Raw genomic sequence first — 13,651 nt, forward strand, 5'->3', positions numbered from 1 at the left:
CCGATTGACTTTAGCGCACTCTTCACGGTAAGCACTCCCGAGGGCGTGGTCCTTTACCAAGCGCTTCAGCCAGCTAATGATGCCTTACGTATCGAAGTGGCCGTTCCGGCTCAGATCGAACGCCTAGACGTCAGCTTCGGCTCACTTAGCGTAAACGCAAACGCACGTCAGTCTTCTATCACCTTTAACTTCCCTGTAAATGACTAAGCTTTTTTCTTCTATCGCATCCATAGGGCTTTTCGGACTTCTCTGGAGCCCACTAGCTCAGGCTCAAATTTTTAATGCTGAGCTTGGAAGTACTGGCCCTTATCGCACTGCATGCTGGGGCTTTAACGGCACCACCATCGACTCGTCCATAGAAATTTCAGGTAGCTACACGGTAAGAACTACGAACTCTGTTAATACCTCCACGATTGGGGAGCAAAGCATCGTGACTCCGTGGTTACTCATAAACTCAGGAAACATAAGCTTTAAATTAAAAACAGATGGTGGCTCCGCTACCAATCGCACTGTGCATCTCAGCTACATACCACACAAATGGAGCGGTGAAGAGGAAGGAACGCCTATACACTTTTTTTCTGAAAGCTTAGCTGATCCATCAGACCCCAAAGTCCGCACATACTCTATAGAAGTCCCTTGGGAAATACTTCGAGACACTCACTATACGAAAATCATGATTTCATTCACAGGTAGTGGAGGTGAGGGTCGCATCGCCCTAGATGACTTTAGTCTTCACGGTAATACAGCTGCTGATCCCACGAGAAACTGTACCATTGATGAAACACGAACGTATACCGAAAATGTTATCTCGATCTTCGGAACAGAAGGATACAGCACGCTTATGTTTGAGGACTTATGGCCTGGTTTAGGGGATTATGACTTTAATGACCTTGTCTTAGGAATTAAAGGCGAAAGACTACAAAGGTCAAAAGATGGTATTTTAAAGGAAATCAGGCTCACGATTCAACCGCGCGCAGCGGGTGCCGCTTTCGATAATAGCTTTGGCATCCATTTTCCATCTATTCCTATTTGGGCTGTGGAAGAAGTTAGGGGAACAGTTAAAGGGAAATCGGTCATATTCAATTATCTACCTAATGGTGCGGAAGCAAACCAATCCCATCTCACCGTGATCGTTTTTGAAAATGTTCGAACACTTATTCCAGCAAATAACCCTTTCCTGGTAGGCGTGCCTGACCTCGAACCGATAGTGATTCATATTAAGGTAAATGAGGGTGCTGATTTCCCAGCGGGTACTGAATATGATATGAGCCCATTTTTAATTGTCAACCAGGAGCGTGGGCGCGAAATTCACCTTCCAGGACGAGAGGGGACCGACCTTGCAGACCCTAGTCTTTTTGGAACCGCTTCAGATAATGCCTTATATAAAGAAGTTAGATACACCTCTAAAGAAAACGGCTTGCCATGGGTGATGTTTATACCAGCTGATGTACCCTTTATGCGAGAAAAAAATAACATTACAGAAGGGTATTTAAAAATGAAAGAATGGGCAAAGTCAAATGGTTCTAAATACCAAGACTGGTTCATCGATAAACCTGGTTACAGAGACGAGAGTAAATTATTTAAAAAATAGGAATAATTTGTGTGTATAAAGTGGAAAAGAGGAGCGCCTTAGGTGCTCCTTTTTTTATGCGCTCTTCCATTAAAAGCTTTGGGCCCCTGGCCCAAAGGACACTAACCCTTCTGTAGCTTCGCCACATAAAAGCCATCGAATCCACTCTGATGGGCCAGCACATGCTGCTCTTCTACTAGCTGGAAGGCCTGACCCGCAGGACTAGCTAAAAACCTGTCTATCTGCTCCTTATTTTCTGCCGGTAAAATGCTACAAGTCGCATACACGAGCACCCCACCTGGCTTTAACATCGGCGTGTACCCTTGTAAGATTTGCTGCTGGATACCGCGTAACTCTTCCAGCCGCTGGGGGCTCAGCTTCCACTTCGTGTCTGGGTTGCGCTTGAGGACACCTAAACCCGTGCAGGGCACATCGAGCAGCAAGCGATCCGCAGAATCGCGAAGCCGTTTCACGGTTTTAGCCTCGATCTCGCGCGTTTCGAGGATGGAGACTCCACCCCTTCGGGCACGCAGCTTGGCCTGCTTTAGCTTCCAGCCCTCGATGTCCATCGCCAAAACACGCCCCTTATTCTGCATCAGTGCCGCGATATGCAGCGCTTTGCCACCCGCGCCGGCACAGGCATCGATGACGCGCATGCCCGGCTCCACATCTAAGGCCGCGGCCACCAGCTGAGAAGAAGCATCCTGAATCTCAAAAGCCCCCTCCTTAAAAGCAGGATGCTTGAAAATGTTTTGGCGCTGCTCCAGTACGAGCGCATCCGGATAACCCTTCGGCGCATAGGCCTGAATGCCATCTGCTGCCAAACGATTTTTCAACTGTTCCCTCGAGTTTTTAAGTGTATTCACCCGCAGCACCACCGCTGCCTGTTGGTTCAGCGCCTGTAACTCCGGCTCCCAGAGCGCTCCTAATCCCGAAGCCCCAGCTGCATCGAGCCAGTCAGGAATGGAGGCCTTTACCGCCCGGTTTTCTACCGCATCTAGCCCTTTGCGGACCGCATCCGCCTGCACATGCTTAAACTCCTCCCATGCAGGAAGTGCATGCCCAGCCATTAAATAGTAGGTGCCAAAAAGGCTATAATAATCCTGCTGTGGGCTAATTTCACGTAGGAGCCGCCACCAGCGTACCATTTCATAGACGGTTTCCGCCACGAAAGCCCTGTCGCGTGCACCCCACTTGGGATTCGCCTTAAAGAGGCGCTCGATGACCTTATCGGTGTAGTAGCCCTGTTCGAAAATCTGCTCCAGCGCGAATACGACGCCGCGGACGGTATTTGGAAATAATTTCATGTTGCTTAAATCTGGCGTAAAGATAGCATTATTTTTTGCCCCGAGGGCAAAGGCCCCTAGCGCAGTAGGGAAGTCCGCATGATGAAGGCGAAACTAAAAGGGCTGACCGTGGGTACGTGCCATCAGCTGGGTGCTCAGGGCTGGGCTGTAGCGCAGAAGGCCTACGGCAATGCGTGAGCCGGTGCCAGCCCCGAAAAGGGTCTGAATCATTCGGCCGATGCGCAGGCGACCGTAAAATAAGGCATACCAACTTTTCGCATAGCGCTGGCGGGCTGCCTCAGGGGAGCTACTTTCATTTACCGCCTCTGCGGCTAATTTTGCAGTATGGATAGCGATGGCCATCCCATTACCGCACAGTGGGGTGATCAGCCTGCCGCATCGCCGAGCATTAAAATATCCTGCTCGATGGGAGCTTTTTTCGCGAAGCTAACGGAGGTGATGACCTCGGGTTTTTCGAATAAAAAGGTACTGCTGGTGAAAATCTCTTTTAGAAGGGGGTTTTGATGCAGCCGAGCCGCCTCCATTTCAGGAATGGAACCATACGTTTTCAGGTCCTTTTGGCTCCCCAGGTAACAGAGATTATAGCGATCCCCTTCGACTTTATTCATCCCGCAGTAACCACCGGGAAAATTATGCAGTGCGACAGTATGGGGGTCAAAATCGCTTTTTACATGGTATTTTACCCCGATATAGGCTCCCTCCTGCTGCATGAAGGAGCGCTGGAGGGTTTTATCTAGGCGAGATCTTTTGCCGAAGGCACCCAAGACCATGTCTACTTCTCGCATCCCACCCCGCTGCAGGGTCACCTGCATCCGCCGGTTCTTTTTATGCACATCGAGGACTTGCTCCTTTTCGAGCACCTCCACCCCCTCTTGCTGTGCACGCTGATACAAGAAAAGATCTAAAGTATAGCGGCTGATGCCAAATCCCCCCAGGTCCAGGGGAAGGGTGGCCTGTTTTCCATCCGTCGAGGAGAGCATAAACTGCCTGATCTCTGCTACCTCATCCGGAGGCCAGAGCGCCTCCCGCTTTAAAAAGTCACGCACTTCATTCGAGATATATTCTCCGCACACGCGGTGGAAGGGATAGGCTTTTTTTTTCAACTAAGGTAACTTGGTGCCCTGCTTTACGAAGTAAAATGGCACTCACTAGGCCTGCGAGTCCTCCTCCGATGACGAGCAAGGTGTACTTTTTAACTGTTTTGGGCATATGCAGAAGCGGGTACGCGGGAATTTTTGGGATACTAAGAGTAAAACCCTAATTTAGGAGGAACGTTTGATTCATAAGTATATTTCTTAACACGCATGGAAGAGCTGCTGCAGCAAAAAAAATTACGGATAACAAAATGTCGATTGGATGTACTGGCGCTGATGGGCGAGCGGAAGGAGGCACTTTCGCATGCCGATTTAGAGCAAGTGCTTACACCTGAGCATGATCGTGTGACGCTGTACCGAACATTAAAAACGTATCTGGAAAAGGATATTGTACATAAAGTGTTAGACGACAGCGGGGCGGTGAAATATGCCCTTTGTAGCCACGACCATTCCCATGCTGTCCATGATGAAGAGCATAGTCACGACCATGTGCACTTTAAGTGCGAAGTCTGTGGAAAAACCACCTGTGTCGAGAGCGCTGTACTTCCGAAAATCAAATTACCACAGGGATTCGTAGAAAAAGAGGTAAATCTTTTAATTCAAGGAATCTGTCAGCAGTGTAACCGATAAATCAGGGATCAATTTAAACCTCGACAGGCTCTTTCGGGCCTACGCGTTTCGGCGCATCTGAAGGCCAGATGACCCCTGGCGGCAAATCAATTTTAGGAGGAGTGATATCTTCGATACCTCCATCTCCATCGTCTCCATTATCTCTTCCTCTTTGGAAGCGGGCTTTGGTCATAGTAGCGACAAAATAGATCAGCACCACATACGCCACCCCACATAATATTAAATCTATGATTAAGCTACTCATATTCCTTCGAAAATTTCTTTTAAGTTACTACAAAGAATTTTATCTACCAATAGTTTAACCGTTTAGAATCCATAATGATTTAATTTTTTTCAAAATAATCAGGATTAGGGGATTCCGTTTGTTAAATCGGGTGGATAGGTCGATATTTGCAGCTCGAATACCGTACCAAAATGATCGTTAAAACCAAGAAATATCAGTTAGACTCTGGGACCTATATCAAAACAGGCCTGGCTAATGTGCTAAAAGAACAGTGGTGGACCATCCTAATTGCCGTGGGTATTGCTTGCGGGTATTTTTGGATCGCCTCCTGGTGGTGGATCAGCATGGCCATCCTCGCCTATCTGCTCTATGTGCTTTTCTGGCTCATCCAGTTCGCTGGCGTCACACAAATGGAGCAGAACAAGGCCATGTTCGATAAGTTATCCTACGAAATCGACAGTCGTCAAATTTTAATGCGCTTAAATGCACGGCAGGGCATGCCGATAAACTGGTCTTTGATTAAGAAAGTAGAGAAGTCGAAGGAAGCTTTCGTACTTACCATGTCACGCGCACAGTTTATTTACCTGCCTTATACCATCTTTAAATCCGAAAACGAGATTAAATTTTTAGAGACGATTCTTAAACGTAAAGGATTAATGGCATAAAAAAAGGCGGTATTTCTACCGCCTTTTTTTTATGCTTTCCAGAGAAGGAAACTTACATAGGAGGTAAGATAACGGCATCGATTACATGCACTACTCCATTTGAAGCTTCGATATCTGCTGTGGCTACGTTCGCATTATTGACCATCGCCTTACCATCTTTCAGGGAAATCGTCACCTCAGAACCTTGAGCTGTTTTCGCTTTCATACCATCTTTCAGGTCTTTGCTATATACTTTTCCAGGTACTACGTGATAGGTCAACACTGCCACTAACTGTGCTTTGTTCTCTGGCTTCAGCAACTCCTCTACAGTTCCAGCAGGAAGTTTCGAGAAAGCTTCATTAGAAGGAGCAAACACAGTAAAAGGACCATCTCCCTGCAGGGTGCCTACTAGATCACCTGCCTGCACAGCAGCTACTAGGTAGATAAAAAGTCCGTTTTAGACGCTAAAGCCACGATGTCATCATTCGCAGTTACAGACGCATTCTTGTTTACGGTAAATGCGGAGGCCAACACTACGGTCAGCACTAGCGCAAGAGAAAATAGTTTTTTCATGGTAGAATTTGTTTGGATTACCTATAGAAAAGCTAGGAATTCAAAGAATTGTTTTTCAATTAGTTAAAATAAATTGTTTAAATTTTTATATACATTTTTAGGCAGTGCATACACATTTATAGGGTATAACCATGCCTTTGCCCCTAGGGCAAAAACCAAAACAGGCCAAATGCCTTTTAGGAAGGCGAAAGAAAGCTACGAGAAGCAAGCAGATTCCCGTAACTTTAAGGCTCCAAAGCCTGATTCCATGCAGATAAAAATCATCGCCATCGGCAAAACAGACGAGCGCGAACTAGAGGCGCTCTATGCGAAGTACCTGAAGCGCTTGCAGTTTTACTTAAAAGTCGAGCTTGAGGTCATTCCAGACATAAAAGGAGCTAAAAACCTCTCGGAGTCCAGCCAGAAGGAGAAGGAGGCCGTGCTATTTTTAAAGCGGATTCAGGACAGCGACCGCGTTTACTTACTCGATGAGGGGGGAAAGCTATTTACTTCTAAGGAGTTTTCGGAGTTTTGGCAGAAGCAGATGAACGCGGGTTGGAAACAGGTAATTTTACTTATCGGAGGTCCCTACGGTTTCGATTCCACGATTTACGACAGAGCAGATGGCACCCTTTCCCTGTCTAAGATGACCTTTTCTCACCAGATGGTACGCCTATTTCTACTGGAGCAGGTCTACCGCGCTTACACGATATTAAACGGGGAGCCCTATCATCATGAATAGTTAGTGGAAGTGGCTGACGCCAAAGTTTCCGACCACCGTAACAGAAACCCGCAGTTTCTCGTGTTATCTGCTAAACTGAAACCATGAAAATCCAAGACCAAGTAGTCCTCATCACAGGTGGGGCCAGAGGCTTAGGCAAGGCCATTACTCAGGCCTTTGCGGCCGAAGGCGCGCGTGTCGTCATCAACTATTACCAAAGTGAAGACGCCGCCAAAGCGCTAGCTCAGGAAATCGGAGAACGTGCCGTGGCCCTTCAGGCAGATGTCCGCGATGCCGGAGCGGTGGCCGCTATGCTACGTCAAGCCGAGGTGTACCATAAAGCGCCTGTTACGACCCTGGTGAATAATGCGCTGATCAACTATCGTTTTGATCCGAGCCAAAACACGCAGTATGAGGCGCTCGCATGGGAAAATATGGAGGCTCAGCTAACAGGAACCCTTAAAGGGGCCCATCACTGTATCCAGGCCTGCCTCCCCAGCATGAAGGCTGCGAAATTCGGGCGCATCATCCAGATCGGCACCAACTTATTCCATAATCCCGTGGTCCCTTACTACGATTACACGACCGCTAAAGCGGCACTCTTGGGCTTCAGCCGGAACCTCGCCCGCGAGCTGGGTGCACATAACATCACCGTAAATATGCTCTCAGGAGGCCTTCTGCGTACCACAGATGCGAGTGCGGCCACCTCAGACGCTGTTTTTGACATCATTCAGGCCAATACTCCCCTGCAGCGGGTAACCAGCCTGAAGAACTGGCCGATGCCTGCCTGTTTTTTGCATCTCCCTGGTCACGCGCCATCACCGGTCAGGACCTGATCGTAGATGGAGGCATGAATATGAAGTAACTCTGCACCTGATGCAAAGAAAAAGGCCTTTCTATTCCAAACGCATAGAAAGGCCTTTTTCCTTAACCCACATCCCCTGCACAGAAAGGCACAGCAGAAAGGAGGCGGAAGGACACACAACGGAGGCCCACACCAGGTGCCTTAGGGTGCTGGTAAAAAATTAACTGGTCGTAACCACCAGCTTATACCCCTCTCCATGCACTGTGATAATCTGTACCTGAGGATCTGCCTTGAGCAGCTTACGAATTTTACTGAGGTACACATCCATACTCCGCGCATTAAAATAACTGTCATCACCCCAGATTTGCTTCAGCGCTAAACTTCTATTCACCTGCTTGTTTACATCCGCTGCCAATATTCTAAGGAGCTCATTTTCCTTACTGGTAAGCTTATGCGTACCATCAGGGCCTACCAGCCGCTGCTCGTCATAATGCAAAGTAAAGCTTCCAAACTGCAGCACGCTGAGTGCCTGCGTGTCCGCTTTCGCGCTGCGCTTTAAAATGGCGCGGATGCGCAAAAGGAGCTCTTCCATACTGAACGGTTTGGTCATATAATCGTCAGCACCCAACTTCAAGCCGGCAATGACATCCTCCTTTTGATTTTTAGCCGTTAGGTAAATAATAGGGATTTCAGGCTCGAGCTGCTTGATCTCCTTTCCCAGCGTAAAGCCATCTTTTTTCGGCATCATCACATCTAAAACTAACAGGTCAAAGGCCCCTTTCTTAAACCGGTTCCAGCCTTCCTCACCATCGCGGCAAAGGGTCGCCTGGAAACCTTTCATTTCCAGATATTCGTGTAAAATATCCCCTAAATTGGGATCATCTTCGACGATAAGTATGCGGTTAGGATTCATCATGCTTTGGGATTTTTATGGTAAATGTACTGCCTTTTCCTAGTGGTCACTCTCAGCGAATACCTGGCCTTTATGTGCTTCGACCATCGCCTTCACATACGCTAGACCTAGGCCAAAACCTTTTACATCGTGCACATTTCCGGTGTGAACACGGTAAAATTTATCAAAAATATAGCGCAAGGCTTCTTTCGACATTCCGATTCCCTGATCCGAAATAGTCACCACATAATAGGTTTCCTCTGCCTCCAGACGAAGGGACACCTGAGGGGCATCTTTGGAATACTTGATGGCGTTATCCAAGAGGTTATTGAAAATATGCGTCAGATGAAAAGGGTCTGCCTCCACCCACGCTCCCGGTGAACCGAAAAACGCGATTTGCCCTCCTTTTCGCTCGATCTGAAGGGCTACCTGCTGCGTACAGCCACTGAGCACTTCATGTAAGTCCAGGCGTTCTTTTTTTAATGAAAACTGCTGCTTGTCTAAAGTGGCCGCTTGCAACACCTTCTCCACTTGTTCACCTAATCGCTTATTTTCTTGGTTGATCACCTGCAGGTAACGCTCACGAAAACGCTGCTGATGCATGAGCTCAGGGTCTTGAAGTGCTTCTACAGCGAGGCTTATGGTCGCGATAGGCGTCTTAAACTCATGCGTCATATTGTTGATAAAATCATTCTTGATTTCAGAAAGCTTTTTCTGCTGAATAATCGTGCGAATAGCGTAGATGAAGCAGAAAATGATGATGCCCATCAGCACCACACTACTGGAAAGAGGTAACCAAATCTGCTTAATGATGTAGTTCGACTTATTGGGGAAGTGTAAGTACAAGTAGTTTTCCTTACCTAAAATATCTTTTGGAAACAGACGCGCACGAATGCTTTCCTCTGAAGGAGAAAGTGTATCTGCGAAAGCTTCGCTGAACAAGGGGTAAAAGGCACCTTCATCTGTGGCCACTCCCATTTGAAAGGGTTCTTGAATACCTTTCGCTTGAAGGTGTTCTTGAGTAAGGCTGATGACGCGCTCTGGATCGATACGCTCCATGACAGCTTTCTGACCAGAAAGAAGCTCCTCCATCGCCCGGTTCATCGCATCTATTTTGTAATTAGCATTTCGGATTTTATCTAGCGCATCCTTCGGAAGACGCACCTGCTGCACTACCTCTACGCGCTCAGTCGCATAGCCCGCTTGCTCCTCCAAGCGCTCCTGCTCTTCGAGGTACTGCATTTGTCGCTCGCGTTCCTGTAACAGCACCTCCATCTCATCTGGCGTAAATAGCGCCGAAGCACGCTCGGGGGTGAAATAGTAAAAAAGGCATCTATATCAGCCAGAACAGAGGCGTCTATACCTCTGATCTCTAAAAGGCGGCGGAAACGCGGCGTAAAAGTAGGAATAGACTGAAAGCGAAGCGAATCCATGATAGAAGGCCGCGAGTAGCGAATCTGCGTCTGCTGCACCTCCACGATAATAGGGTCGATGCGCTTAAACAAGCTGCGCTGCAAGGTCGTATCCCGAGCCAAAATATTTAAAAATATATCACTGGTCTCCCCTTCTTCCAGCCGCACGATCGTCCGGTTTAAAGCATCTACTGCCTGCTGAGTAAAGCGCTGCTCCTGTACATAGAAGGCACTATTAATCCAATAGTACTGAAAACCCACCATTCCTAGGCTCGCCAGCACCATCAGCACGATAATCACCTTCATGGTCGCTTTACTCATAGAACAAAGTTACACTTATGTTATAAGAGAAATCAGCTACTTAACAACTTTTAACGGCAAAAATATGCCTTAAATTCCAAAAAAACCCAACATACAGCGCTCCAGCTACGTATGTAGAGTAGTTTCTTAAATTAAGCATAGTTTGATTATATAGATATAAAGAAGGAAGGCAGGTGTCTTCCTTTTTTATTTCCCCTGGTTTCCTAACTTTGCTATCTGAATAATGAAGCTTATGCAGGCACAACCTACCCACATTCAAGGGGTTTCTCTTTTAACGGTAGCCGACACCTTCGGCACGCCCGTCTACGTGTACGACGCTGAAAAAATACAAGCACAGGTAAAACGGTTACAGGAGGCATTTAACGCTGTCCCCCTACGTATAAAATATGCGACGAAAGCCCTTTCCAACCTAAGCATTTTAAAACTTTTACGAAAATCCGGTACCGGAGCCGATGCCGTTTCTATAGAAGAGGTTCTGCTATGTCTAGAAGCAGGCTTCCCTCCCGAAGACATCATGTACACCCCGAACATGGTGAGCTTCGCCGAAATTCAGCAGGCAGTCGAACTAGGCGTTATGCTGAACATCGATAACCTGCCCATGCTGGAAAAATTCGGCCAAACCTATGGTGCCTCCGTACCCGTCTGTGTGCGCCTAAATCCACATATCCTGGCCGGGGGAAATGCGAAGATCTCTGTTGGCCATATCGACAGCAAATTTGGGATTTCCATCCTACAGGTGAAGGCCATCACTGAAATCGTGGAGCGCTACCAGCTACAGGTAACAGGCCTGCATGTACATACCGGCTCAGATATTTTAGATGCCGCTGTCTTTCTGAAAGGCGCTGAAATCCTCTTTGAGGCCGCAGCATCCTTTCCTGACCTACGCTTTCTCGACTTTGGAGGAGGTTTTAAGGTGGCCTATAAACCAGGAGATATAGCCACGGACATGGAAGACATCGGCGAAAAGGTCTCTGCCGCCTTCTTGGCCTTTTGTGAGCGCTATGGGCGCAAATTAGAACTCTGGTTTGAGCCTGGAAAGTTCCTGGTCAGCGAAGCGGGATTTCTTTTGGTTCGCGCTAATGTGGTCAAGTCTACCCCAGCTTCCACCTTTATCGGAGTCGATAGCGGCTTGAATCACCTCATCCGCCCCATGATGTACGATGCCTACCATAGCGTTTATAACCTGACGAAAACAAGTGGCTCCGAACAGGTCTACACCATCGTGGGCTATATTTGTGAAACGGATACCATCGCCGCAGAACGCAGACTGCACACGGTGGACACAGGAGATGTCTTAGTGATCCAAAACGCTGGTGCTTATGGCTTTAGCATGGCGTCTAACTATAACTCACGCATGCGCCCCGCAGAGGTCCTCATCTATGAAGGAGAGGCGCACCTCATCCGCAAGCGCGAAACCTTCGACGATTTACTGCGGCAGCAGGTGGTCTTATCTTTCTGAAACTCGGAAGGCCTGACGGCCAAAAATATCTTTAGGGCAAGGGAGCATTCTCTGCCCTTTTTTTATTCCTGCAGCCCGAAAAACAGATACGAAAAAGCCCCTTTCAGGATATCCGAAAGGGCTTTTAGAAATTTTGCCTCCGGCAAAACCAAAGCTATTTACACAGCCTTCTTCGCCGGCTCAGCTTCATCCTGCTCCAGCTCTCGCTTCATTAAATCCACTACGACTGGAGTAGCGATGTAGATGGAAGAGTAAGTACCCACTAAAACACCCACTAAGAGCGCTAAAGAGAATCCTCTTAAGACTTCACCACCGAAGATGAGGAGCACAAGCACCACGATTAAGGTCGTAGCAGATGTAATCAAGGTACGCGCCATGGTCTGGTTAATGGCATCGTTAAATAACTTGACCAACTTACTAGAACCTCTATTTTCCATGTTTTCACGGATACGGTCGAATACGACCACGGTATCGTTAATGGAGTAACCCACCACGGTGAGGAGTGCAGCGATGAACACCTGGTCTACCTCCACATTCACACCGATGGCCGATACGATCGCGAATGCTGCGATCACAAATAGGGTATCATGGATTAGTGCGGCGATAGATGCCAAAGAAAACTGCCACTTTCTAAAGCGTAATAAGATGTACAAAAAGATCGCTAGAATCGCGAAGAACATCGCCTCAGCAGAGGATTTCTTAATGGAATCCGCCACAGTAGCACCTACCTTAGAAGATCCTGTGATCGAAAACTCGCCCGAAGCTAAAGAACTTGCATCTGCCTTAAAAGTAGCCCCCGTCACCTTAGCCAAGCCCTCACGCACACGACGCTCGACTTCTGCATTCGACGCATCATCATCTTCATTAATGAGGTAAGAGGTCGTTACTTTCATCACGTTATTCGCTCCATAGGATTTCACCTCCACAGAGCCTTCCAAGTCAGCATCTAAACCTACTTTAATATCAGAGGCCACCACAGGTTCACTGAATTCGACGATGTAAGAACGTCCGCCCGTAAAGTCTACGCCAAACTTAAGTCCGGAGAAAACAGCGAGTAAAAGACCTACTACGATAATGGAAGAGGATATCAAATAAGCAACTTTACGCTTGCCTAAGAAGTCGATATTAAGGTCGGCTAAGCCGCCTTTTTTCGCTAGAGGAGAGATGAAAGAGATGCTTGACTTATCCCCTTTTGCACTCATCCAGTGTACGATCACGCGGGTGATAAACACAGCAGAGAAGAAAGAGGACGCGATACCGATCATTAAGACGATGGCGAAGCCTTTTATTGGGCCCTGGCCCAAAGAATACAGGATAGCACCCGTCAAGAAAGTCGTGACATTCGAATCGAGAATCGCAGAGAATGCTTTAGAGTACCCATTATTAATGGCTGCTATCAAGGAAACACCATTACGGAGCTCTTCCTCAATACGCTCGAAGATGAGCACGTTCGCATCGATAGACATACCGATCGTCAATACGATACCTGCGATACCCGGTAGTGTAAGGGCTGTACCTAGCTGCGCGAGGATACCGAGGATAAAGAAGATGTTAAACACCAGGCCGCGATAGCCACAAAACCGCCCTTAGAATAATACGCGATCATGAAGAGAACCACTAACACCAGACCTGAAATCATCGAAACGATCCCCTGACGCTGTGCTTCTTTTCCTAAAGTAGGACCGATGATGGCTTCTTCCACGATTTTAGTTGGCGCAGGAAGTGAACCAGACTTGAGGATATTCGCCAAGTCTTTTGCCTCTTCGATCGTGAAGTTCCCCGTGATTTCAGACTGACCGCTTGGGATTTCAGACTGTACGGTAGGCGCTGTATAAACGAAGTCATCTAAAACGACAGCGATACGGCGGCCGATGTTATCTGCTGTTACTCGTCTCCACTTGCGCGCACCTTCTGCATTCATCTGCATGGAAACTGCTGGTCGGGAACTTTGATCCAGGGTCTGGCGGGCATCTGTTACCACATCACCTTCTAAAAGTGCCTGGTCAGAAGAACGGTTAACT

General features: G+C 47.7%; 14 protein-coding genes and 3 pseudogenes. 7 read left to right on the forward strand and 10 right to left on the reverse strand.

Annotated elements, in window-relative coordinates:
• Together A3SI_RS19385 and A3SI_RS13640 are read left to right on the forward strand one after the other, a co-directional pair.
• Positions 1–207: pseudogene (locus tag A3SI_RS19385) on the forward strand (hypothetical protein); the annotation flags it as partial.
• Complete coding sequence (locus A3SI_RS13640) at positions 200–1,591, forward strand: LruC domain-containing protein (RefSeq protein ID WP_009056790.1); 1,392 nt, start codon at positions 200–202, stop codon at positions 1,589–1,591. The pseudogene A3SI_RS19385 and the gene A3SI_RS13640, both read left to right, overlap by 8 nt.
• A gap of 101 nt (positions 1,592–1,692) precedes the next feature.
• Here A3SI_RS13640 and A3SI_RS13645 read toward each other — a convergent pair whose 3' ends face one another.
• The 4 genes from A3SI_RS13645 to A3SI_RS22905 form a co-directional block, all read right to left on the reverse strand.
• Complete coding sequence (locus A3SI_RS13645) at positions 1,693–2,877, reverse strand: RsmB/NOP family class I SAM-dependent RNA methyltransferase (protein ID WP_009056792.1); 1,185 nt, start codon at positions 2,875–2,877, stop codon at positions 1,693–1,695.
• A 93-nt stretch (positions 2,878–2,970) separates the two neighbouring features.
• Positions 2,971–3,219, reverse strand: a complete 249-nt coding sequence (locus A3SI_RS22895; protein ID WP_316929216.1) for a hypothetical protein — start codon at positions 3,217–3,219, stop codon at positions 2,971–2,973.
• 23 nt (positions 3,220–3,242) lie between these two features.
• Positions 3,243–3,950 carry an NAD(P)/FAD-dependent oxidoreductase gene (locus tag A3SI_RS22900; protein WP_316929217.1) on the reverse strand — a complete coding sequence of 236 codons (708 nt, stop codon included), beginning with the start codon at positions 3,948–3,950 and terminating at the stop codon, positions 3,243–3,245.
• Positions 3,925–4,086, reverse strand: a complete 162-nt coding sequence (locus A3SI_RS22905; RefSeq protein ID WP_316929218.1) for an FAD-dependent oxidoreductase — start codon at positions 4,084–4,086, stop codon at positions 3,925–3,927. The genes A3SI_RS22900 and A3SI_RS22905 overlap by 26 nt, the downstream gene beginning before the upstream one ends.
• A 95-nt stretch (positions 4,087–4,181) precedes the next feature.
• Here A3SI_RS22905 and A3SI_RS13655 point away from each other — a divergent pair, with 95 nt between their 5' ends.
• Positions 4,182–4,601 carry a Fur family transcriptional regulator gene (locus A3SI_RS13655; RefSeq protein ID WP_009056794.1) on the forward strand — a complete coding sequence of 140 codons (420 nt, stop codon included), beginning with the start codon at positions 4,182–4,184 and terminating at the stop codon, positions 4,599–4,601.
• A gap of 13 nt (positions 4,602–4,614) precedes the next feature.
• On the opposite strand, the gene A3SI_RS13660 is transcribed toward A3SI_RS13655, so the two are convergent.
• On the reverse strand, positions 4,615–4,845 hold the full coding sequence (locus A3SI_RS13660) for a hypothetical protein (RefSeq protein WP_009056795.1): 231 nt from the start codon (positions 4,843–4,845) through the stop codon (positions 4,615–4,617).
• 170 nt (positions 4,846–5,015) lie between these two features.
• Here A3SI_RS13660 and A3SI_RS13665 point away from each other — a divergent pair, with 170 nt between their 5' ends.
• Positions 5,016–5,489 (forward strand): YcxB family protein, encoded by a 474-nt coding sequence (locus tag A3SI_RS13665; protein ID WP_040671000.1) that lies wholly within the window; start codon positions 5,016–5,018, stop codon positions 5,487–5,489.
• 52 nt (positions 5,490–5,541) lie between these two features.
• Here the strand turns inward: A3SI_RS13665 and A3SI_RS13670 are convergent.
• A pseudogene (locus A3SI_RS13670) lies at positions 5,542–6,041 on the reverse strand (fasciclin domain-containing protein).
• Positions 6,042–6,288: 247 nt separating this feature from the next.
• Between A3SI_RS13670 and rlmH the strand changes: the two are divergent.
• Both rlmH and A3SI_RS13680 read left to right on the forward strand, forming a co-directional pair.
• Positions 6,289–6,762: a 23S rRNA (pseudouridine(1915)-N(3))-methyltransferase RlmH gene (gene rlmH / locus A3SI_RS13675; protein WP_040671002.1), complete on the forward strand. Its 474-nt coding sequence runs from the start codon at positions 6,289–6,291 to the stop codon at positions 6,760–6,762.
• Positions 6,763–6,845: 83 nt separating this feature from the next.
• A complete protein-coding gene (locus A3SI_RS13680; RefSeq protein ID WP_009056799.1) occupies positions 6,846–7,577 on the forward strand; it encodes a 3-oxoacyl-ACP reductase in 732 nt (243 codons plus the stop codon).
• Between the two features lie 189 nt (positions 7,578–7,766).
• Here A3SI_RS13680 and A3SI_RS13685 read toward each other — a convergent pair whose 3' ends face one another.
• From A3SI_RS13685 to A3SI_RS21065, 3 genes are read right to left on the reverse strand one after another with little or no spacing between them, the layout of a single operon-like run.
• Positions 7,767–8,459 carry a response regulator transcription factor gene (locus A3SI_RS13685; RefSeq protein ID WP_040670998.1) on the reverse strand — a complete coding sequence of 231 codons (693 nt, stop codon included), beginning with the start codon at positions 8,457–8,459 and terminating at the stop codon, positions 7,767–7,769.
• 39 nt (positions 8,460–8,498) lie between these two features.
• Positions 8,499–9,680 (reverse strand): sensor histidine kinase, encoded by a 1,182-nt coding sequence (locus A3SI_RS13690; protein WP_238531773.1) that lies wholly within the window; start codon positions 9,678–9,680, stop codon positions 8,499–8,501.
• On the reverse strand, positions 9,617–10,171 hold the full coding sequence (locus A3SI_RS21065; RefSeq protein WP_238531774.1) for a hypothetical protein: 555 nt from the start codon (positions 10,169–10,171) through the stop codon (positions 9,617–9,619). Before A3SI_RS21065 ends, A3SI_RS13690 begins: the two co-directional genes overlap by 64 nt.
• A 232-nt stretch (positions 10,172–10,403) precedes the next feature.
• Here A3SI_RS21065 and lysA point away from each other — a divergent pair, with 232 nt between their 5' ends.
• Entirely contained in the window at positions 10,404–11,630 is a 1,227-nt protein-coding gene (gene lysA, locus A3SI_RS13695; RefSeq protein ID WP_009056805.1) for a diaminopimelate decarboxylase, read from the forward strand.
• A 158-nt stretch (positions 11,631–11,788) separates the two neighbouring features.
• Here the strand turns inward: lysA and secD are convergent.
• Positions 11,789–13,651: pseudogene (secD, locus tag A3SI_RS13700) on the reverse strand (protein translocase subunit SecD); the annotation flags it as partial.

It is taken from the genome of Nitritalea halalkaliphila LW7 (assembly GCF_000265075.1).
GTDB lineage: Bacteria > Bacteroidota > Bacteroidia > Cytophagales > Cyclobacteriaceae > Nitritalea > Nitritalea halalkaliphila.